This window comes from Psychrobacter sp. FDAARGOS_221, assembly GCF_002313155.2.
Classification (GTDB): Bacteria; Pseudomonadota; Gammaproteobacteria; order Pseudomonadales; family Moraxellaceae; genus Psychrobacter.
This window is the reverse complement of the sequence record NZ_NWFK02000001.1, coordinates 151323-172501: the sequence shown is the minus strand read 5'-3', so window position 1 is coordinate 172501 and position 21179 is coordinate 151323. Positions and strand designations below refer to the sequence as shown.

21 protein-coding genes are annotated in these 21179 nt (G+C 40.7%); 7 read left to right on the top strand and 14 right to left on the bottom strand.

Going from position 1 to position 21179, the window contains the following annotated elements; genetic code table 11:
* Positions 1–183: 183 nt before the first annotated feature.
* The 6 genes from A6J60_RS00810 to A6J60_RS00785 all read left to right on the top strand — a co-directional run bounded on the left by A6J60_RS00810 (position 184) and on the right by A6J60_RS00785 (position 5445).
* Positions 184–798 carry a TetR/AcrR family transcriptional regulator gene (locus A6J60_RS00810; protein ID WP_096064308.1) on the top strand — a complete coding sequence of 205 codons (615 nt, stop codon included), beginning with the start codon at positions 184–186 and terminating at the stop codon, positions 796–798.
* 61 nt (positions 799–859) lie between these two features.
* The gene (locus A6J60_RS00805) at positions 860–1171 is read left to right on the top strand and encodes a VOC family protein (RefSeq protein WP_096064307.1); all 312 of its coding nucleotides are present in this window, start codon (positions 860–862) and stop codon (positions 1169–1171) included.
* A gap of 332 nt (positions 1172–1503) precedes the next feature.
* Complete coding sequence (locus A6J60_RS00800; protein WP_096064306.1) at positions 1504–2733, top strand: iron-containing alcohol dehydrogenase; 1230 nt, start codon at positions 1504–1506, stop codon at positions 2731–2733.
* Positions 2734–2975: 242 nt separating this feature from the next.
* On the top strand, positions 2976–4025 hold the full coding sequence (locus A6J60_RS00795; protein ID WP_096064305.1) for an NADP-dependent oxidoreductase: 1050 nt from the start codon (positions 2976–2978) through the stop codon (positions 4023–4025).
* 86 nt (positions 4026–4111) lie between these two features.
* Entirely contained in the window at positions 4112–4789 is a 678-nt protein-coding gene (locus tag A6J60_RS00790; RefSeq protein ID WP_096064304.1) for a type 1 glutamine amidotransferase domain-containing protein, read from the top strand.
* A 26-nt stretch (positions 4790–4815) separates the two neighbouring features.
* Positions 4816–5445, top strand: coding sequence for a glutathione S-transferase family protein (locus tag A6J60_RS00785; protein WP_096064303.1), 630 nt, complete (start codon positions 4816–4818; stop codon positions 5443–5445).
* Positions 5446–5560: 115 nt separating this feature from the next.
* On the opposite strand, the gene A6J60_RS00780 is transcribed toward A6J60_RS00785, so the two are convergent.
* The 7 genes from A6J60_RS00780 to A6J60_RS00750 all read right to left on the bottom strand — a co-directional run bounded on the left by A6J60_RS00780 (position 5561) and on the right by A6J60_RS00750 (position 12768).
* Positions 5561–7009: a WG repeat-containing protein gene (locus tag A6J60_RS00780; RefSeq protein ID WP_227526013.1), complete on the bottom strand. Its 1449-nt coding sequence runs from the start codon at positions 7007–7009 to the stop codon at positions 5561–5563.
* Positions 7010–7329: 320 nt separating this feature from the next.
* Entirely contained in the window at positions 7330–8658 is a 1329-nt protein-coding gene (locus A6J60_RS00775) for a D-arabinono-1,4-lactone oxidase (RefSeq protein WP_096064302.1), read from the bottom strand.
* Positions 8646–9854, bottom strand: a complete 1209-nt coding sequence (locus A6J60_RS00770) for an alanine racemase (protein ID WP_096064301.1) — start codon at positions 9852–9854, stop codon at positions 8646–8648. Before A6J60_RS00770 ends, A6J60_RS00775 begins: the two co-directional genes overlap by 13 nt.
* A 444-nt stretch (positions 9855–10298) precedes the next feature.
* The gene (locus A6J60_RS00765) at positions 10299–10703 is read right to left on the bottom strand and encodes a hypothetical protein (RefSeq protein ID WP_096064300.1); all 405 of its coding nucleotides are present in this window, start codon (positions 10701–10703) and stop codon (positions 10299–10301) included.
* Positions 10704–10896: 193 nt separating this feature from the next.
* Positions 10897–11481, bottom strand: coding sequence for a hypothetical protein (locus A6J60_RS00760; protein WP_096064299.1), 585 nt, complete (start codon positions 11479–11481; stop codon positions 10897–10899).
* Positions 11468–11902: an HINT domain-containing protein gene (locus A6J60_RS13495; protein WP_227526012.1), complete on the bottom strand. Its 435-nt coding sequence runs from the start codon at positions 11900–11902 to the stop codon at positions 11468–11470. Before A6J60_RS13495 ends, A6J60_RS00760 begins: the two co-directional genes overlap by 14 nt.
* Positions 11903–12264: 362 nt before the next feature.
* Positions 12265–12768 carry a contact-dependent growth inhibition system immunity protein gene (locus tag A6J60_RS00750; RefSeq protein WP_227526166.1) on the bottom strand — a complete coding sequence of 168 codons (504 nt, stop codon included), beginning with the start codon at positions 12766–12768 and terminating at the stop codon, positions 12265–12267.
* On the opposite strand from A6J60_RS00750, the gene A6J60_RS00745 reads away from it, so the two are divergent.
* Positions 12703–13868, top strand: a protein-coding gene (locus A6J60_RS00745; protein ID WP_096064200.1) for an IS3 family transposase whose coding sequence is annotated in 2 segments (ribosomal slippage) — positions 12703–12961 and positions 12961–13868 — 1167 coding nt in all. Because the reading frame shifts where the segments join, the coding sequence is not laid out codon by codon here. The two genes, A6J60_RS00750 and A6J60_RS00745, sit on opposite strands and share 66 nt — an antisense overlap.
* On the opposite strand, the gene A6J60_RS00740 is transcribed toward A6J60_RS00745, so the two are convergent.
* From A6J60_RS00740 to A6J60_RS00710, 7 genes are all read right to left on the bottom strand, one after another.
* Positions 13869–14108 carry a hypothetical protein gene (locus A6J60_RS00740; protein WP_096064297.1) on the bottom strand — a complete coding sequence of 80 codons (240 nt, stop codon included), beginning with the start codon at positions 14106–14108 and terminating at the stop codon, positions 13869–13871.
* 303 nt (positions 14109–14411) lie between these two features.
* Positions 14412–14903: a hypothetical protein gene (locus tag A6J60_RS00735; protein ID WP_096064296.1), complete on the bottom strand. Its 492-nt coding sequence runs from the start codon at positions 14901–14903 to the stop codon at positions 14412–14414.
* Between the two features lie 81 nt (positions 14904–14984).
* Positions 14985–15818: a hypothetical protein gene (locus A6J60_RS00730; protein ID WP_102993940.1), complete on the bottom strand. Its 834-nt coding sequence runs from the start codon at positions 15816–15818 to the stop codon at positions 14985–14987.
* A 137-nt stretch (positions 15819–15955) separates the two neighbouring features.
* On the bottom strand, positions 15956–16846 hold the full coding sequence (locus tag A6J60_RS00725; protein ID WP_102993939.1) for a hypothetical protein: 891 nt from the start codon (positions 16844–16846) through the stop codon (positions 15956–15958).
* A gap of 64 nt (positions 16847–16910) precedes the next feature.
* Positions 16911–18155 carry an enoyl-CoA hydratase/isomerase family protein gene (locus A6J60_RS00720; protein ID WP_227526011.1) on the bottom strand — a complete coding sequence of 415 codons (1245 nt, stop codon included), beginning with the start codon at positions 18153–18155 and terminating at the stop codon, positions 16911–16913.
* 150 nt (positions 18156–18305) lie between these two features.
* Positions 18306–19976 carry a fatty acid--CoA ligase gene (locus A6J60_RS00715; protein WP_096064292.1) on the bottom strand — a complete coding sequence of 557 codons (1671 nt, stop codon included), beginning with the start codon at positions 19974–19976 and terminating at the stop codon, positions 18306–18308.
* 283 nt (positions 19977–20259) lie between these two features.
* Positions 20260–20940, bottom strand: a complete 681-nt coding sequence (locus A6J60_RS00710; protein ID WP_227526010.1) for a hypothetical protein — start codon at positions 20938–20940, stop codon at positions 20260–20262.
* Between the last annotated feature and the right edge of the window lie 239 nt (positions 20941–21179).

Here is a 21179-nt window from a genome sequence, read left to right as displayed (position 1 = left end):
CATTTAGTTAACAATCACGTCTTGTAATATTTTTTTAATTGCCTCAAATAGTTGGTTTAGAGAATACTTATCTTAAAAACGTGACAAGTAGTTTCTATAAAATATTTGTTATAACTTGCTAACCTTTGTAAACCTTACCTGTAAACATTGGATAAGCATCGGCATAAACGCTAGGATAACCCTATGACCCCCAATAATTCGGATTTTTTAAACGCGCCAGCCACAGACACCAAATCCCATTTATTGGCAACTGGTTACAAATTACTTGCCAATAAAGGATTCACTGCGGTTGGTATCAAACAAATTTTAGACACCGCAGGTATCCCTAAAGGCTCTTTTTATCACTACTTTGCTTCAAAAGAAGCCTTTGGTGAAGCCATCATTAAAGGCTATTTTGAGCACTATAAAAACCGCCTGCAAGCCATATCAAACCAAGACATCACCGCTCAACAGAAGCTACATAGTTACTTCCAATATTGGTATGACACCCAACAAACCAGCTGTGATCATGAAAAGTGTCTGGTGGTTAAGCTAAGTGGTGAAGTTTCAGATATCTCTGACCCAATGCGTGAGGCATTGGCAGGGGGCTATATGCAGACCATTCATTGGATTAGCGAGCAAATTGAAGCCGGCTGGAAAGATGGCTCCGTGCCAACCGCTGACAACTTAAGCGCGATGAGTATTGCAAAGCGATGGTACTATGCTTGGCTTGGTGCTAGCCTTATTGCGAAGACCAGTCGCACCAATGATTCACTGACTGAAGTATGGCAGATGACTGTCTCAGAGCTTGGACTTTAAGCGTTGTAAATACACCTGTTTAACAGGACCTGTTAAAAAGGAATATCAGGAATATATTGTCATGAAATTTAACCATATCGGCATCCCCACTCAAGAGCGCTTTGAAGGTGAGATTGATCTGCCGCATTTAAAAATGACGGTTTCTGATCATGAAAACAACCCTTACGGCATTCAGTGGCAACGCTACTGGGATGATGCGCCTTATCCTGATATTGTAAAGACCATTCCGCATGTGGCTTTTGTGGTCGATGATCTTCAAAAAGAGCTTGAAGGTAAAAAGATTATTATTGAACCCAACTCCCCCAGTGACGGCTTAATCGTGGCTTTTGTTGAAGTTAACGGTGCGCCTATTGAGCTGATGCAGTACTTATAACTCACAACACAACCCATCATATATTTGACATTATTAATCCCTATAATGAGTCGCCATTAACCGTTTCATTATTTATTAGATAGTTTTGTAAAAATACTAGACGACCGGTCTAATCTAACTGTATTATATCAATCATCAAATATGAGCCAGCCGATTTTGCGGCTTTATTCTGTATCTCTTACTTACCTATGCAAGCTTGCAGATATTAGTTCAGTAACTTGAACTCTCTTTTGAAACAAACATTACTAATCGCATATTCTCAGATTTAAATTTCAATCTCTAAAACAATTTTATTTCGAACTCATTTTTAGCAAATCAATCAAGGATTATTTATGAATAACTTCCAATACTACAACCCAGTACGCATCGTATTTGGTGAAGGTCAAATCAAAGAACTATCAAACTTAGTACCAAAAGATGCGCGTGTTCTTATCACTTATGGCGGTGGTTCAGCCAAGCGCACCGGTACCCTTGACGAGGTAAAAGATGCTTTAAATGCTGAGGGCAGTAAACGTGAAGTATTTGAATTTGGTGGTATTGAGCCAAACCCAGAATTCACCACGCTTATGAAAGCAGCAGATATGGTAAATGAAAATAACATCGACTTTATCTTGGCTGTTGGCGGTGGTTCAGTGATTGACGGCAGTAAATTTGTTGCACTGGTATCTCATTTGACTGAAGAAGATGGTTCAAATAAGGTTTCGCACGATAAAGCATGGGACGCTTTGACCAGCTTTACCAAAGGTATCGATTCAGCTATTGATTTAGGTGCGGTATTAACTATTCCTGCAACCGGCTCTGAAATGAACTCCGGCGGCGTGATTAACTATAGTGAACGTCAAGCAAAACTACCATTTGGTAACCCACTAGCCTATCCAAAATTCTCAATCCTAGACCCACTTAAAACCTTAACGCTACCTGAGCGTCAAGTGATGAACGGTGTGGCAGATGCCTTTGTTCACGTGATGGAACAATACCTGACCTACCCAGTTAACGCTAAAGTACAAGATGCATTCGCTGAAAGCTTACTTAAAATCTTAATCACTGAAGGTCAAGCAGTAAAAGCCAATCCAGATGATTTAGAAGTCCGTAAAAATATCATGTGGACAGCGACTATGGCGCTAAATGGTCTAATCGGATCAGGCGTGCCGCAAGATTGGACCACTCACATGATTGGTCATGAACTAACCTCATTACATAGCATCGATCATGCTCGTACACTGACTATCGTACTGCCATCGCTAATGCGTGAGCTAAAAGACAGTAAGCAAGACAAGCTACTACAATATGCGCAAAACGTTTGGAATATCAGTGCCGATAACGGTCAAGGCTCTCAAAACAACCCAGAGGACGCTATTATCGAAGAAGCCATTGTACGTACTGAGAACTTCTTTAAAGACTTAGGTTTACCAATTAACTTTGCGGATGCAGACTTAGATGAAACGGCTATTGACCCTATCATCAAACAGTTAGAAGCCCACGGCATGACCAAACTTGGTGAGCACAAAGCCAATGATTTAGAGGCATCACGCCGTATCTTACAACGTGCTACACAGGCTTAAACGTGAAATAGATTAAGCAGTGCTGTTAAAACGTTGTGTGAGGGTTGTAAAAAGGACTCTAAAAACAGTTACTAGACTTGTGCATAGTCAAACAAAAGCACGACAGACCTGGCAGTTGGCTGAATTACAATGATTATTGAACCAAAATATTTGTGCAGCCAACGTGCAGCGTATTGCTTACCTAATAGATGCCTCACGAGCAACAAGTCGATTCATATAATAAATAATAAGGATAAAAAAACATGAGCTTTGACAATATCCAATCGAATAATACCAACCGCCAAGTAAAACTTGCCAGCCGACCTCACGGCAAACCAGTAGATAACAACTTTGAGCTAACCACTGCTGAGATTCCTAGTGCGAGCGATAACGAGATGCTACTTCGCACCTTGTATTTATCACTTGATCCTTATATGCGTGGTCGTATGAGTGATGCTAAAAGCTACGCAGACCCACTAGAAGTGGGCGATGTGATGCTGGGTGCGACTGTGTCACAAGTGGTTGAATCAAACTTAGATAACTTTAGTAAAGGTGACATCGTTATCGCTTATTCAGGCTGGCAAGACTACGCTGTTAGCAATGGCGAGGGCGTGTATAAGCTGACCAATGACATGTCGAACCCATCTTATGGTTTAGGCGTATTAGGTATGCCAGGCTTTACCGGCTTTATGGGTCTAACCGATATCGGTAAACCGCAAGCCGGCGAAACCTTAGTAGTCGCTGCAGCAACAGGCCCAGTCGGTGCAACGGTCGGTCAAGTAGGTAAATTGCATGGTCTAAAAGTCATCGGTGTCGCTGGTGGCGAAGATAAATGCAAATTCGCGGTTGAAGAATTAGGCTTTGATGCATGTATCGATCACCGTGCTGACGACTTTGAAGATCAATTAGCCGCAGCTTGCCCAGATGGTATTGATATCTATTATGAAAACGTAGGCGGCCGTGTGTTCGACGCGGTATTACCACTACTGAATGCCCATGCACGTATCCCTGTCTGTGGTCTAGCTGCTCACTATAACCAGACCGAGCTTCCTGATGGTAAAGATCGTTTAAGCCTGCTTATGAGCACTATCTTAAGACAGCGCTTAACCGTTAAAGGCTTTATCATCTTTGAAGAATATGGCGATCACTTCCCAGAGTTCTTACAAACTATGGGTAAATGGGTCTCAGAAGGTAAAGTTAAAACCAAAGAGCACATCGTCGATGGTCTAGGTAATGCGCCACAAGGTTTTGTTGATATGCTAGAGGGTAATAACTTTGGTAAGACTGTGGTTAAAGTTGCTGACCCTGAATAGCCCAACATAATAAATAAGAAGAGAGAGGAGAGTACTCTTCTCTCTTCCGCTAAGTATATAACTCACAATAAATAACAAGGATAACTATGAAAATTTTAATGGTACTAACTTCGCATGAGCGTCTTGCCGATACCGGTAAAAAAACAGGCTTTTGGTTAGAAGAGTTTGCAGCGCCTTACTATGCATTTAAAGATGCTGGCGCCGAGATTACACTAGCCTCACCTGCTGGCGGTCAGCCGCCACTTGATCCAAACAGTGATACACCAGATGCGCAAACTGAGTTTACTGAGCGCTTTAAACAAGATACTGCTGCTAAAGAGCAAATGGCGACCACGCATAAACTAGCCGATATCAATGCTGCTGATTATGATGCGGTATTCTATCCAGGTGGTCATGGCCCAATGTGGGATTTAGCAGTTGATTTAAAATCAATCGCATTGATTGAAGACTTTGTAAATGCAGATAAGCCAGTTGCTTTCGTTTGCCATGCGCCTGCTGCGCTTAAAAACGTGAAAGTCGATGGCGAGTATTTGGTAAAAGATAAGAAAGTCACTGGCTTTAGTAACACTGAAGAAGAGGCCGTTGGCCTAACTGATGTGGTTCCTTTCTTATTAGAAGATGCGCTACAAGAAAATGGTGGTAAATATGAGAAAGGTGCTGATTGGCAGTCATATGTGGTTGAAGATGGCTTATTAATTACCGGTCAAAATCCAGCGTCATCTGAAGATGTTGCCAAACGCTTAATCAACAAGCTACAAGCGTAATTCACACCAATATCAGGACACATCTTATGATTACATTACATCATCTCAACCAGTCTCGCTCATTACGCATCTTATGGCTATTAGAAGAGCTGGGTCAGTCTTATGAGGTTGTTAGCTATCAGCGCAATGCAGAAACTCACCTAGCACCTGACAGCTTAAAACAAGCACACCCACTGGGTAAATCGCCTGTGATTGAGCTTGATGGTCAAGTAATCGCTGAGTCTGGCGCCATTACTCAAGTTTTGATTGAGCGTTTTGCAGCCGATCGTTTGCGCCCTGCGATTGATAGCAAAGACTACGCCAGCTACCTCCAGTGGATGGACTTTGCAGAAAGCTCGCTGATGGTGCCTATGCTGCTTGAGTTATTTACTCAAGCAGCCGGCGTGACTGACAATGACTTCTTAAATGGCTATATTGCCAAAGAGAAGCATAACCTACTAAGCTATCTCAATGATGAGCTTGAAGGTAAAAGTTATATCGTTGCAAATAAGCTAACCGGTGCAGACTTTATGCTGTCGTTTGACTTAATCATGCTAGAGCAGCGCGGACTATTGGGTAAATACCCTAATATTCAAGCCTATGCTCAAAACCTTGCTAAACTTGAAAGCTATCAGCGTGCTTTAGCGCTTGAAGCCAAGTATGATGAGTCTAAATAATAGAGCATAAATAGCAAATATTGTACGTCACAAAAAAGCAGGCCTAAAAGGTCTGCTTTTTTATTGTCATCAGATAGGGTTAATCATTCATATAAGTCATTAAAGGTAATATCCATTAACAACCAACGTAACGACCTTCTTGATCAATACACATTTGTGCGCCATTTGGCATATTGGAAACCCAAGCTTTACCGCCGGTAAACACAAAGGGCTGTACGCCTTTATAGGTTGCGCCATTGCCACGGCGTACCGATGACTCTGAGTAGTCAAATGGAATAACCAGCTCACCTGCTAAGTTAATAAAGCCCCACTTGTCTTGCATTCTTACCCCGGCCAGCCCTTCAGAGAATGGCGTCACTTGATTAAAGGTGAAGGTAATCATAGGCACCCCAGAGCGGTTAACAAAGCCCCAATTACCATCACGCTGCTCAGGTTGCCATACTTCTCTATCCATAGGACTTGGTCTTGGCTTTTGATCTACCTTAATGACTTCTGCACTAGGGATAGATGTTGGCGTAGTCGGCGTCGTTGCTGTGCCACTGGCTGATCGAGACGGCAGTCTTCTAATGGTAGCATTAGTGGTTACCGTGGTAGATGGCGTTGAGCCATTGTAAGCAGAGCTATTATTAGCCAAGCCAGGGTTGGTTGGGGTAATAGGCGTTGCCACACTGGTTGGCAGGCGTGAAGATGACCCGTTTTGATTCAATACGGTAATTTTATTACTGGTGGTCACTGCCGGATAATTAGTGCCTTGCGTGCTCGATGCAGCAACCGGAATAGCTAAGCCTTGCCTATTATTTGAGATACTAGTGCTAGATGCAGGAATCGAGGTGATGATAGGCGGTTCTACCGTTGTTTGCGCGATAACTGGGGTTGACGGTCCATTAGTAATACGGCCATTAATATCTAACCACTGGGTCTGATTATTACGACGGGCACTGGCTAAATTGCCATTATAATCACTGATGGTCTGGTAACTGGCAGAAAATGGCACCACTACTCTATTATTGGTATCGATAACGCCAAACTTACCGCCTTTTTTAACCACAATACGGTTACTGCTTGACGCACGTGACCAACCCGAGGTTTGGCTGTCATTGGTAATGGCATCATAAACTGGCGGGATAACCTCACGCCCTGACAGGTTAATGTAGCCGACTTTACCGTATCGTTGCACCGGTATAACACCATCTTTTAGCTTACTAACATCAACGCGGTCATAACGGGTCAAATCTGCTACTGGTCGACCTTGATTGTTAATTAATGCTACCGGTTGCCCAGAGTCTTTTAATGCCAAGAAGTGTTGACTGCTAGGCGTACAAAACACATTAGAGTAAAAGCTTTTTGGAATCTGACAGGCATTAGCTGCAAGTGGTGCCACTAAAAACGCACTTATCAGACCTGCTTTAGCTAAGCTTGATTTAAAACCTAGCTTGCTGACAGAATTGATGAGGGCTTTATCAGATACGCCTGTGTGTGATAAGGCATTATTTGATAACCCATCATCACTCATCACTTGAGGATTGGTCGCTAGATTCTGGCTAAAAGGGGCTTTATTACTCATGGTATTTGGCATCATTAATTAGTTTGTTAATTATGGCGTTTGATAACAACTTATGAAATCAATTTAATAAATATTGTATGTTGTTTAGTGTAGCCTAATCGTACCAAAAAACCAAAAAAACAGACAAAACAGACAAAACAAAATAATCCGGCAAGAATGTTACGCTCACCAGAAATGTTTAATAAACGACATTGAGGCAGAAGACCCAATCAAGCTAATTATCAGCCCGTAAGATTGAGTCTACTTGAGATTTTTGACAGTGTGTTGAATTAAGTCAGTGTTATTGAAACAGCCAACTGTTATTAAAACTGCTATTAAAACTATTTAAACTTCTGTTCAAACCAGCTGTTAAAGAACACTTTATCTGGATCGTACTGCTCACGAATCTCCAAAAAGCGCTTCAATTGAGGGTACAAGGCGTGTAATTCTTCACTGCTGAGTTTGTTTACCTTACCCCAATGTGGGCGGCCTTGCCATTTTTTCATATACTCATAAACCCAGTTGAATAAGGGTTCGCTGTCCATGCCTTTATACACGTGGAAAGATAATACTGCACAGTCCTCACCTTGAGTTGGGCTAAGCATGCCGGTCTCACCCTTATGCGTACGCACCTCAATTGGGAAATGCGACAGCTTATTGTCCTCTAACAACACATTATTGACTTCGGTAATACATTGCTCAAAGTCACTAAGCTTAATAAAGTACTCAGTCTCATTAAACTTAACACCACGTGGGGTTGGGAAAACTTCGTAGCTGTAGCCTTCACGATGGGTATTAGGAATAGAGCTGGCCGATATCTGACTCACTTTTTTGGTTAATTTAGGATTCATCCGCGCCATCTCTGATAACAGATAAAAAGCACCATTTAAGGTCACAATACTATCAAAGCTATCTTTTAATTTTTGACTGCGCTTCATCGGTTTTGGCGGAATAACCGATAAGGTTTTTTGTTGCAGCTTATTGGTACCTGGGAACAAGAACCACTCCATGTGTCTGTGACTGTGTGCCGCGTCATGGAAGCCTGCCAGCCCTTCTTCAAACTCTAAGCGCTCATTTGACTCGCGTAATCCATACAGATCAACGACTTGTATCGTCAGCTTGGTAAAGATACCTAACATACCCAAGCTTGCGTGTAACGCATTGCCCAGCTCATCTGTCTCAGGATCGCCGCGCTCATGAGTATGTAGCTCACCTTTGCCATCTACCCATTCCCAGCCAACCACTTGATTGGCCACTGAGCCAAGCGTAATGCCTGTACCATGAGTGGAGGTACTGGCAGCCCCAGCGATGGTCTGGGCTTGTACATCACCCATGTTCTCAAGTGCAAAACCATGTTCACGCAACGCATCACCAATCTCATGCAAATAGGTACCTGCATGTAAGGTCGCTTGCTTTTTCTCTTTATCAACAGAGATAAGACCACGCATATTATGCAAGCTAACCGCTATCTCTTCCGGTTTCGCGCAACCACTAAAAGAGTGCGCCGCACCGGTGACACGCACTCGTTTTTTATCGGCGCGTGCTTGTTTGACAATTTGCTGTAGCTCTTCTACCGATGACGGGGTTAATTTTTCATCCGGCTCTGCGGTGACGTATCCGACCCAGTTTTCCCATTTATTGCTATTTTGCCACTGTGTTAGTGAAAACATTTTCCCTCTCCTCGATACGTTGTCATGGTACGGGCAGATCCTTCTGCCTCTATAACTTGTGAATCACGATAGCAAACTAATTCATTAAAATGCTCGCACAGCTCACCCGCTTTGGCATGGCGGAACCATACCGCTGAACCGATTGTCGGAACGGCTGCGTTATTTAACTTTTTGGTATTTACTGCAAGTGGGGTTTGAACTTCACCAAAACCTTCGTCAGTTAAAATTGATAAACCCTGCGGATAATGAACCACTGGCGCTTTATCAATGCCGGTCGCTCCAGAAGCAATAAAGCCACCACTGTGACAAGTAATGACCCCTTTTTCAGGTTGGCGAGTTACTGGCAATACAAACCCAGCGGCTGGCTGGTACTCGCTCATGCTATCCATATAATCAAAATAAGCAGGCTTGTAATAGGCTGAACCCACGGTAATCTCAGTGACTTCTGGCTGACTTGAGGTAAAGTCCATACTACCGCTACCACCGCCATTAACCAGCTTCAGATCAAAGCCTTGCTTGGTAAGCCATTTTACTAATGAGCCGCGGCGCTGACTGACTTGTTTTTTAGAGCGCTGCTTGAGCATTTTGATCGCTGGGCTGAGCCTGGTTTTACCCGGTAAGTGCTCAGGTAATCCAGCAATTTGTGCTTCATAACCCATCAGTGCTGCCACTTTGATATGACGCTGTTTTTTGATGTGTTTAAGTAGATTTTTGACGTCTTTTTTGCTCATTAACGCCGATCGCTTGGTGCCAAAATACAGCTTCGGCAATGGCATCGACATATTGATATCAAGACAAACTTCTATAGTGGTCTGATGTGACTTGGCAACTTGGCTTAATGCATCCACTTGCTCTGGACGATCGACCATCCAAATCATGGTCGCCCCTTGTCTGGTATATTCCAAAGTTTGAGCCACACTCTGCATATCTAAGGTTGGATAAGCACATAAAATATTGTCAAAGCCATTTTCTAATAGATACACAGACTCATCAGCCGCATACGACATCAGGCCGATATAGTTGGGTGAGTTGTCTTTGATATAGTGTAGAACGTCGAGTGAGCGTATAGACTTAGTCGCTAAGCGCAGGTTAACCGCTTGGGTTTGCTGTGTGACCAGTGCAATATTGTGGTCTAGTGCGTCCATGTCGAGCCACGCACTGGGGCTATAAGGCGGGTTGATTTGCGAAAAATCCATTTAATAATCCTTTAAATTTGTTTTAAAACACGGCCTTGTGTTTGCGGCAACTTATGCATAATACTAAAAAACGGTTGATTTTCCTATAAAAAAATTGATAAGTCGCATCTACTGTACCAGTGACTAATTTAGATCTATTAAGATTAAGAATGTCCTATTTTTGCTCAGCAGACAATTGTGCTTCAAAGCCTTGCTCTATTAAATAGCTCTCTAAATAATCGCAACCATCTCACCAACAGCGGCACCAATTGCCCCAGCATTACAGCTTTTACAGAATCTGATAAGCTATTGGTATAAGTCATTTTTAATGAAGATAAACTTGCATTTACTATATTCAAAAAAGGGTAAGTTATTTTCACACCTTGTCAAAGTATAAAAACAACTTACCCTTCTAATCCAGCTTTCAATTTTAATTTATAACCATAAGCAATACTTAAAAATATCTTAATCCAACTTATTTCTATTTTTTATGTATTCATTATAAATAGCAACCTGCTCTTCATGCTTGTCAAAATAAAAATCAAAAAAAGCTCTTTGAGCGAAGCATTTTGGCGTTATGTTATACTCCTCTTCAAAATCACGCCATATAAAACCATCTTCATCTCCATGAAACTCTTCGCTGTCTTCATAGTAAAATTGGTATATGTAACCTTCAGGAATAGTGGGGTCTACAATGTCAAACATTCGTTTATCATATAAAGCAGGTTCTTTCCTATCACCTTCAAGACGATATGAACTTTGTTGTATTTCTATGACTTCATATATTTTATCATGGCTAAGATCGACATTTCCTATAAGTCTTCTGTAGAATTCATCACATTCGTCAATATTTCTTAACTTAACCTTCATAAAATCCTCCTGAAAAATAATTGTTTAAAAAGGATCATACTCACCAGCTCTTTTCCACCGAACATTAAGACCATTTTATAGGTAAAAAAGGCTGGATTTAAAGCCCAGCCTTTGATTTTGGTGTTTGAGTTTAGTTTTAATACGTGGGTTTCACTCAGTTGCACCCACGCTACGTTTGCTGACTATATAAATATCAGCCATACTCAGCTTGGCAAGTCAATAGAGTAGTAGCTGTGGTTTCATCTAGATTTTCGCGAACAACACGCCAATTATCTATATATTTTTGAAAAATATTAGCTAAAGAAATGTCATAAACTATGCTTAACATATAATATCCATCTATAATCATAGAAATAAATTGATTCTTAGAGTCTATCACCATAAAACCACCTGTCAGCATTTGCATCATTGATTCTGAAGCTTTTGTTAAGAACCCAACTTCAAAAGGCGTTTTCGCTATCATTAAAGGATTGAATTTACTGAAATTATTCAAATCGTCATTATTCAAAGGCATCCAAAGTAAATAACTTCCTTGACTTCTGAATTGTTTAATTAAATCAGAGAAAAGTTGAAATTGTGAAAATGCATTATGATAATCAGAAAAATCTATTAACAGTAATGCATTCTCTATGAGTTCTTTTTGAAAGCAGGGTAGCTTCAAGTTTTGTCTAGTTGTAATATCAACTACTTTTTTCAAATCCTGATCATTTAATAAGTTATAGTACTTTTTTAATGGATCTTCCACATCACACCAAGGTTTCGTGTTATGGTTTTTCATATCTAATCTCCATCACCTTACCTTCATTAGATTTTTGAATTTCAATAGTTTTTGGACCAGTACTACTATCTCTTAAAATTATTTTTGTACTATCTTGAAGTTCAGTGATTTTTAGATTTATATCATCTCTAATCACACTCTTAGGATTGGCAGTTAACCATTTATAGTCCGCCAATCTGCTTCTTGATTGTACTTGGGTAAAATTCTTTACCCCACTACCTACTGTTGAGTCAGATGCAGTTGACAGTACTTTATCTAATCTATTTAAAGTCAACTGACTTGCTCCTTGAAACCTTGGGGAACAAGCATTACGCACCCAAACCCCGAACTCACCAATATGATAAGTATGGAATTCATCGACTTCAAAGTTATATACGGTGTCAGTTTTATTGAGCTTGGTTTGGCTAACAACTTTGAGCATTTGCTCATTATCACGGTTGCCCCAGCATCACAGCTTTGGTTTTTAGCACTTGCTGCAATACAGCCCACACCAGCCGCCGCGAGCTTATGAGCTAAGTTTCGGGCAAAGTCGTCAGCATCAATACCTTTTACCTCTTCACTAAACGCTTCACCTGCAAAGACATCCACTAAAGAGATGCGTAAGCTATTGGTGAGTGCTTAATGTTTGAAAGGCTAAAGTTGCATTTACTAAGCATAAAAAAGGTGAGTTATTTTTACACCGTGTCAAAGTATAAAAATAACTCACCTTTTTTTAATTCCGTTTCCTATTTTTTGTGATAACAAAGGATTAGGTGCTTATAAAGTATCCTGCTTAGTCTTAAACTACTTATATTTACTGGTACTAAGCTGATAGGCCTCTCTTATTTTCTCTCCCAATATCTCAGCTGAAACATCAAATGAAGTGACTATCGGCTTTAACTCCTCAATACCACAAAAGCCATCTAAACTATCTTGGTGTGTAGATACTAGCTCAACACGATTCTCTATACCGTTTACATAAACTGCTTTCATAGTTTTATAAAGTTGGCGTTTATTTTTATAATTAAAACGTTCCATCAACGAACTTTCAAATTCAGCATATTTCCTTTCTAAAAAACCTGAACGAAACAGCTCATCAAATTCATCTAGCGGCATTTCTCTGCTATGCTTAAGGGCTTCAAATACCGCTTCTCCTAATGCTTCATTTGAGCAATCTGAGCTATGCTGAAAAAACCGTAGACAAAAACTTGGTAAACTAAGGAAGACAAATAGGAGTTTACCATGACAAAGAAAGCTAAAAGATACAGTGAAGAATTTAAAGCAGAAGCAGTTAAAGCAATAGAGAATAATGGTGGCAATGTTAGTGCTACAGCTAGGCGGTTAGGGCTGCCAATGCAGACACTGGCTAACTGGCAACGAAAAGCCAATCAAGGCATGCTCAAGGGTACTAAGCAATACGATCCAGAGCTTGTTTCAGCCCTTGAAGAAATGAAGCGTTTAAAGCGTGAACTAAAAATAGCACAAGAAGAACGAGAGATACTAAAAAAGGCCACGGCGTACTTTGCGAAACACGGTCAGTAAGGTACGCCTTTATTGACCATCACAAATATGAATTTAGCATTACCAGCATGTGTAAAACCCTTGATATTAAACCATCAAGCTACTATGACTGGACCAAGCGTAATATCAGTGCTCAGCAAATACATCGTAACCGCTGTGAGCTGCTTGTAAAAGCTGCGCATAGTGAGACTAAAGAGCGATATGGTTATCAGCGTCTGCATGCACATTTAAGTGAGCATGGACATGAGATTAGCAAGTACATGGTGCGTAGTATCAAGGAAGAACATGACATCAAATGTAGACGTCATAAACGCTTTAAAGTGACAACGGACTCAGACCATAACAAGCGAGTCTATCCTAATTTTCTTAAACAACAGTTTGGCGTTAACCGTCCTAATTGTGCTTGGGTCAGTGATATAACCTATATTTGGACAGATGAGGGCTGGCTTTATTTAGCAGGCGTCAAAGACTTATATACCAAAGAATTGGTTGGCTACGCTATCGATAAACGCATGAAAGCAGATTTAGTCTGTAGAGCCTTAAATAAAGCAATCAAGGATAAACGACCTAGCCAAGGGCTTATTGTACATTCAGATAGAGGCAGCCAGTATTGCAGCGAAGATTATCGCAAAATGATCAGTAAATACGGTTTTAAAGGATCTATGAGTGCGAAAGGTAACTGTTATGACAATGCGCCAATAGAGAGCTTCTGGGGCGTTTTAAAGAATGAGCTGATATATCATCATAATTACAAAACTCGATTTGAAGCAATCAACAGTATCATAAAATATATCGAGTTAGATTACAATCAAGTCAGGATTCAGCAGAGTTTAGGTATGAGATCGCCAAGACAAGTTTGGATGGATTTCTATCGTCAAGCTGCCTGATCAAAATCTCCCAAGTTTAGGTGTACGGATTTGACGGCAGGGGTCAATTAGCTCAAATGTAAACCTAGGATACTGAAGCCAAATTTCACAGCAATCGATGAGCATCGCATAACCAGTTTCATAATCAATGCTGTTAACATATTTGTCATCAAAATCTGATAAATACCATTCATCTAGCTCTCCTGTTGCTGCTGATGCCTCTACAGACAACAAAAAATCTAACAATATTTTTTTAAACATAATTAATCCTTTAATGGCTTATTTTTAAATTTAAAATCAGCATTTCTGCCTGTTTTAGTATTATGTTTATGATGTATCTCAACCCTACCTCAATGTCTTTCACTCCTTTGCTAAACGCTTCACCTGCAAAAACATCCACTAAAGAGATGCGTGGGCTGTTGGTGAGTGCGTCTTCAAAGCTACTGAGGTCCTATGGTTTATAAATATGCGTAAAAAAAGCTGAGTCTAAACTCAGCTTTTCATTTTTATATTGGAAAGATGGCCTTTATGTACTTAATGAAATAAATAAGATATATTCAAAAGCTATCTTTTGTATTTTATAGGAAAATAATCTTTGAGCTTATCAGGATAGTTAATCTCTATAAAAGTCTTAAATGCATTATCTATATCCTCCATTAAGGCCTTGCTTTCTTTAGGTTTATAAGTATTCGTTATTAAGTGTCTTTGGAACATAAACTCATTACCATAACTCCACATATGTCTTCTTAGGTCAGGATCATAGTCAATATCAATATATAGTCCAACAAATTCAGCGACTATGTCATCTTTAAAAAAGCTGGTACAAAGCTTAAAGTCCAGCTGAGTTGATAGAAAGTCAAAACAATCTATCTCTTGATTTCTCACTCGTTTTAACTCATTAATGAATGAGTTGTCATGCTCTAACTCATCCGAAAGTAATTCTCTTGAATAAGCCCATTCTATGAGATAAAAGAAGAAGATGGCATAATATTTTAAATCAATTCCATTGATTTCGGAATGCATCTCATAAGAATCAAGATCAGCAATCATGCTCATAAGTTTATCCTAAGGTAAATTGTTAATTATCATATCTTTAGTTTGTGTTGGGTGAGCGTAAAATTCTATACTATATTTAGTCTATATTTTCTTACTCCAGTCTAATACCGAATCAGAAAGTAGACGAAACTCAGGCACATGAAACACACTGCCAGCAGTTTTTTTTGCTAACTCAAAGTCAAGGAAAAAATCTTGACCATATATATAATAAGCTTTATCTTTTTGGTAGAATGCCATCGGATCTAAATGATTTTTGACCGCTTGGCGTTTTTGTTGAAACTCTTCAAATTTTTCATAACTGTCTGTAATATTTTCAGTTAATTGCAAATATACCGTATCATCACTGAGTTGCTCTGCTTTATATACAGGTGCAGACAATATCTTATCCATACCGAATAAACGCACATAAGCATCACCAAATACGGTTCCCCAATAGATATCATCTAACCAGTGTCTAAGATTTTGGGTCAATAGACTAATAGAAACCGCATATGAGTTTTGATAGTGCTTTAACTCTTCTAACACGGCATCTCGATAGGCATCATGCATAACATCAATATAGGCAATATCGGCTTTAAACTGAACTGAGCTTGTTTTGACATAGCTAATCAATTCATCCATATTAGTTTGGCCTAATTCGCTGTCAATAGACTCCTGAGAGTGAATTGGTAGATACCTTTCAAGATTAATAGCACTGCTAAATTCACCAGAAGACTTAGTTTTTTTATTTCTCTTCCAATAAAAACTTGACCAAAGTATAGGGTCAAATAGCAGTCGCATTTCTTCTTCCCAGTCGGTATCCTCACCAAAAGGGCGATTGATAGGTTCGATCATATTCCACCGAGTCGGTGTCATGCTAGGTAGCATTTTGAAATGTAGATTAAGCCAAGAAGCTAAATCTCGATAATCATGCATCGGTAAACGGCTTAAAATTTTTGTCTCTAACTCAATTTTATATCTCGCTATTGGTTGTTTAGTCCTTATAACCTTGTATTATTTATTAACCATAGACGTATTAAAGGGGATGAGTTTGTTATTTTTCTTAATTTAGTCTATATTTTACTCCAATCTAATACCGAATCAGAAAGTAGATGAAATTTAGGCACATGAAACACACTACCAGCAGTTTTTTTTGCTAACTCATGATCAGGAAAAACACCTTGACCCCATGGATAATAGGCTTTGTCTTTTTGATAGAATGCCATCGGATCTAAATGATTTTTTACCGCTTGGCGTATTTTTTGAAACTCTTCAAATTTTTCATAACTGTCTGTAATATTTTCAGTTAATTGCAAATATACCGTATCATCACTAAGTTGCTCTACTTTATATACAGGTGCAGACAATATCTTATCCATACCAAATAAACGCACATAAGCATCACCAAATACAGTCCCCCAATAGATATCATCTAACCAGTGTCTAAGATCATGAGTAGTAAGGTAAATATCTTCAAAAAACTCACTTGCTTGAAAGACTCTAATCTCTTTTATTACCGTTTCATAGTAATTCTTATTCCAAACATCAATAAAAGCGATATCTGCTTTAAACTGAACTGAGCTTGTTTTGACATAGCTAATCAATTCATCCATATTAGTTTGAGACAATATACTTGTTATACTCTCATTAGAATGAGTGGGTAATAACTGACCTGTTCTATTATCAATAGCTCTAGAGAAGCTACCCCTTGATTGTGTTTTTTTATGACGCCTCCAATAAAAACTTGGCCAAAGTGTCGGGTCGAATAGCAGTCTCATCTCTTCTTCCCAGTCGGTATCCTCACCAAAAGGGCGATTGATAGGTTCGATCATATTCCACCGAGTCGGTGTCATACTAGGTAGCATTTTAAAATGGAGATTAAGCCAAGAAGCTAAATCTCGATAATCATGCATCGGTAAACGGCTCAATATTTGAACATCTACTTTATAAGCTGCTCTTTTCATTGTTTATACCCACTTTAATTTGCCTATTATTAAATGAATAGGTTGTTCAGTTGCGATATAACCTCTAAACCGCCGCTAGCGACTCAAAATGCCCTTGAATATACGCCTGCCCTTCACTATCCAAACACTCAGCCAAACTGCGACTCCACTGCGGATTGCGGTCTTTGTCGATTAATAAGGCACGCACGCCCTCACTAAAGTCAGGATAAATGACACAGTGCAGCGCCACATTGGTCTCAAGCGCCATCACCTCGGTCAATGACAAATTATGCGCACGCTGATACATCTCGTAAGTAATGGCCTTGGTCACTGGACAGCCGTAGCGATAGTTAGCCACTGCTGCTTGGAACCACTCACTATCGACACATTTTGGGCAGAACTGCTTAAGTTTCTCATCTGATTGCAAGATGGCATCAATGGCCTCAAGTCCGCCATAGTTCATTAAGCGCTGAATAGACGGCATAAACTTAGCCACATTACTGGGCGCAAACTCAACCGTTTTAGCAGATTCAATGCTAAATTGATTTAAGGTGTTAGTTGCAACCGCGTGCAGCTTATTTCTAAGGCTTACTGTACTGCTTAGGCTATTTGTATCCGATTCAGATAAAGCACTGTGCCAATCTGCTTCGCACAAGCAGCGCAGCATTTTATCAAAGTGTTGGCTACTCGCCTTAAAGTCGGCTAAGTTGCACAATAGCGCATCATTGGCATTGGCATCAGCACCGGTCAAACCCATAAACAAACCAGTCTTAGCAGGATAGCGCTGTAAGAACCAACTGCCCGTCGCATCTGGGAACAGCCCAATATTCACCTCTGGCATCGCAGCACGCGTGGTCTCAGTCACAATACGATGACTGCTACTGCTTAGAATACCCATACCGCCGCCCATCACAATACCGCTGCCCCAAATAATAATCGGCTTGTGATATTCATGCATTTGGGTATCCAAATGATATTCGCTGGCAAAGAAGTCTACCGCTTCTGGCGGCGCAACGCCCTCACCGTCCCATTGCTGACGGGCGCTATATAGCTGACGAATATCACCGCCTGCGCATAACGCACGCTCGCCAGCACCATGGATGACAATAGCGACAAGCGTATCCAACTGTTCCCACTCGGTAAGCTTATCACTCATTAGCTGACACATAGTGGTACTTAGCGCATTGAGTGATTTCTCACGATTTAAGGTCATCAGTCCTATTTGTAGGCCCTGCTTGATATCAATCAGCTCAAACAGTACCTCGGTACTACCTGCTGTCGCGTCTGTTTCAGATGACGGCAGCGTGGTCTCTTTATTTGAATGGTTCATGGTCATTATTGCCCTAATAAAGCCCTAAAAAGACGGCTATACTATCACATTGATTTTTATACAAAAAGCCGTCACCCTTAGGGTAACGGCTTTACTAACCATAAAACAACTTAACGTTTTCTAAACTAATACGCTTACTCTTAAACAGGTTTAGATCTGAGTCTGTCCGGCATAAATCTCACGCATTTTCTTTTTATCATGCTTACCTACTGAAGTCTTAGGCAATTCATCGACAATTTTATACTGCTCTGGCACGCCGTATTTTGGAATCATGCCTTTTTCGGCAGCCTTTTCAGCAATGGCTTTGATATCCTCAATGGCCACATCTTGGCAGTCTGGCTTCAATACCAGTGCCGCCAGCGGACGCTCACCCCATTTTTCATCACGCACTCCAATCACTGCCACATCAGCGACCGCAGGATGCAATGACAAAATGGTCTCAATCTCTAACGAAGAAATCCACTCACCGCCTGATTTAATCACATCTTTTAGACGGTCTGTAATACCCAGCGTACCATCAGCCATCATATAAGCGATGTCTTGCGTATGCATATAGCCGCCTTCCCACAGCTCGGCACCGGCATCGGCGTTTTTAAAGTAGCTTTGGGTCAGCCAAGGCGCACGCAATACCAGCTCACCGGTTTGTTTGCCATCATGACTCAGAGCCTCCCCATTACCGTCCCAAATTTCAGCTTCTACCATAATCACTGGTTTGCCGGTCAAGCAACGACGCATGACATCTTCTTCCAATGTCATCTCAGGATCATCCGAGCGAAACTCAGTTAGACTAATAAGCGGTGCGGTTTCAGACATACCATAACCGGTATAAACCTCAATACCTGCTGACAGCGCTGTGGTTGCCAAGCCTTTGGTCAGACGCGAGCCACCAATAATCATCTTCAAGCCATTAAAGCCTTTGCCTTCCGCTTCAGCTTGCTTAAGCAGCATCTGCAAGATGGTCGGCACACAGTGAGTGATACTTACCTTCTCGGTTTCAATCAGATTTAACATTACATCTGGCGCATAGCGACCTGGATACACCTGCTTAAGCCCTAACATGGTTGCGGTATAAGGGAAGCCCCATGCCATCACATGGAACATCGGTGTCATCGGCATATACACATCACCCAGCACTAAGCCTTGCTTCTGCGGTAATACCCCTAAACTGGCCGCTTCTGTTAATGCGTGTAGTACGATTTGACGATGGCTAAAGAAAACGCCTTTTGGATTACCGGTTGTGCCTGAGGTATAAAAGGTAGCGGCAATGGTATTTTCATCAAAATCAGCGAACTCATATTGATCACTGGCGTTATCAAGCAGCGCTTCATATTCTCCGACCACACGCGCTTGATTGCTACCAAACACACCATCACTACTCATACCGTTGTCATCCATCCAGATGATATGCTCAATAGACGAGTTCTCAAATTGATAGTCTTTCACCATTGGTGCAAATTCTGAATTTAACAGCAGCACCTTAGGTTTAGCATGGTTAATGGTATACAGCACTTTGTCCGGAGACAGGCGAATATTGACCGTTTGCAGCACGTACTGCGACATTGGAATGGCAAAATAAGACTCTAAAAAGCGATGCGTATCCCAATCCATCACGGCAATCACATCACCTTTTTGTAGATTGAGACTCTCTAACACATTGGCCAATTTTGCAATACGCACAAACAGCTCACTGTAAGTCATGCGCTTTTTATCAGCGTAGACAATCTGCTGATCTTGGGCAGTCAACTTAGAGCGATTGAGTAGTTGTTTAATAGTCAGGTCGAAGCCATAGGCTTGCGGGGCTGGCGTGTAATGGTTGGTCATTATAAATTCCCTTTTATTAGTTCTGGTTATTGGTTTTGGTTATTAGTTTTAGTTATGCTCAGCTGGTATTGTCAAAGAAATCTAAAATGGTTACAAGGCAACCGGGCGCAAGTACTACAAATGTAGGCTTAGCGAGGTTAACACCATAACCGTTTAGTATTTCGGTGACTATATTTCTAAACCAACCTTGTTAAGAGTGAGTCGTCAAGTATGAAATCAACGACTCAGTTAAATATTCAATCTTTTAAAGCTAAACTATGCGGCTTTCGCTAGCAGCTAGCAATTACCAGCTCTCTTGGTCTTGATAAATCATTGCCTGACAATCAGCAAGTTCACTGGCGACTTTTGCCACGTTGGCTGGTGACGGCGTGAAAGTGGCGACTTTTTTATTATGTAAGTAAGCGTCAATCTTAGTGGCTTGTGCAACATTCTCAGCCAGCTCATTCCAAGCATTTCCGCCATTACGCCAATTAGTAGACTCAGGGGCGGCCACCTCTATGGCATCATCAACCAACAGCTTAACTGGATATTCTGAATCAGTATTGCTATATGAGTCACCACGATATTCTAATACTGCTGAATGGTCGTATTCTGAACCTGCACCAACATTACAGGTAATTCTAAGGATAGTCCCCTTAGCGTCATTAATATAATACTCTGCGAAGCCTTGACCAAACCCTGTATTCCAAACGTTTGGGATACCGGCATCTGGATTGACATAGTCATCTTCGAATTCTTCTTCATCCATCAGATCATCTTCTACTGCCTCGACTTCTTCAGCTTCAGCCAGTAGTTGTTCTTCACTCTCTAATGCCTCTACAGCATCATTTTCAGTTGTTTCTTCACCGACTACTTGGACGTCTGTCGTAGTTTCCGCATCATTTGACTGACTGTCTGCATTGTTATCACTGCAACCAGCTAATACCAGTAAACCACACATCAAGGGTATAGAGACATACTTCATGGCAAATATCCTGTAAATTTTCAATTAAAACAATACCGCAATCACACAGCAACGCCGTCCAAGTTTTAAAGTCGGCGTTATATCAAAGTTTATCACATCCGCACAAAGATTCGCCCGATTCTGGCAAATTATTCCAAGCTTTAACAGCTTTTACTCTGTCTTTTAAAAAGTAAGCATAGGTCTTTTAAAACGTAAGTATAGGTCTTGAACTCTGCCAATGGTTATACAGCACACTTAGC

Excerpts from the sequence above, each read along its gene's own strand:
- A6J60_RS13495 (WP_227526012.1), bottom strand. The coding sequence starts at position 11,902 with ATGCTCAAAGTTGTTAGCCAAACCAAGCTCAATAAAACTGACACCGTA.
- A6J60_RS00760 (WP_096064299.1), bottom strand. The coding sequence starts at position 11,481 with ATGAAAAACCATAACACGAAACCTTGGTGTGATGTGGAAGATCCATTA.
- A6J60_RS00785 (WP_096064303.1), top strand. The coding sequence starts at position 4,816 with ATGATTACATTACATCATCTCAACCAGTCTCGCTCATTACGCATCTTA.
- A6J60_RS00795 (WP_096064305.1), top strand. The coding sequence starts at position 2,976 with ATGAGCTTTGACAATATCCAATCGAATAATACCAACCGCCAAGTAAAA.
- A6J60_RS00780 (WP_227526013.1), bottom strand. The coding sequence starts at position 7,009 with ATGAGTAATAAAGCCCCTTTTAGCCAGAATCTAGCGACCAATCCTCAA.
- A6J60_RS00715 (WP_096064292.1), bottom strand. The coding sequence starts at position 19,976 with ATGACCAACCATTACACGCCAGCCCCGCAAGCCTATGGCTTCGACCTG.
- A6J60_RS00805 (WP_096064307.1), top strand. The coding sequence starts at position 860 with ATGAAATTTAACCATATCGGCATCCCCACTCAAGAGCGCTTTGAAGGT.
- A6J60_RS00720 (WP_227526011.1), bottom strand. The coding sequence starts at position 18,155 with ATGAACCATTCAAATAAAGAGACCACGCTGCCGTCATCTGAAACAGAC.
- A6J60_RS00735 (WP_096064296.1), bottom strand. The coding sequence starts at position 14,903 with ATGAGCATGATTGCTGATCTTGATTCTTATGAGATGCATTCCGAAATC.
- A6J60_RS00710 (WP_227526010.1), bottom strand. The coding sequence starts at position 20,940 with ATGAAGTATGTCTCTATACCCTTGATGTGTGGTTTACTGGTATTAGCT.
- A6J60_RS00740 (WP_096064297.1), bottom strand. The coding sequence starts at position 14,108 with ATGTTTAAAAAAATATTGTTAGATTTTTTGTTGTCTGTAGAGGCATCA.
- A6J60_RS00770 (WP_096064301.1), bottom strand. The coding sequence starts at position 9,854 with ATGGATTTTTCGCAAATCAACCCGCCTTATAGCCCCAGTGCGTGGCTC.
- A6J60_RS00730 (WP_102993940.1), bottom strand. The coding sequence starts at position 15,818 with ATGCATGATTATCGAGATTTAGCTTCTTGGCTTAATCTACATTTCAAA.
- A6J60_RS00725 (WP_102993939.1), bottom strand. The coding sequence starts at position 16,846 with ATGAAAAGAGCAGCTTATAAAGTAGATGTTCAAATATTGAGCCGTTTA.
- A6J60_RS00810 (WP_096064308.1), top strand. The coding sequence starts at position 184 with ATGACCCCCAATAATTCGGATTTTTTAAACGCGCCAGCCACAGACACC.
- A6J60_RS00775 (WP_096064302.1), bottom strand. The coding sequence starts at position 8,658 with ATGTTTTCACTAACACAGTGGCAAAATAGCAATAAATGGGAAAACTGG.
- A6J60_RS00790 (WP_096064304.1), top strand. The coding sequence starts at position 4,112 with ATGAAAATTTTAATGGTACTAACTTCGCATGAGCGTCTTGCCGATACC.
- A6J60_RS00800 (WP_096064306.1), top strand. The coding sequence starts at position 1,504 with ATGAATAACTTCCAATACTACAACCCAGTACGCATCGTATTTGGTGAA.
- A6J60_RS00765 (WP_096064300.1), bottom strand. The coding sequence starts at position 10,703 with ATGAAGGTTAAGTTAAGAAATATTGACGAATGTGATGAATTCTACAGA.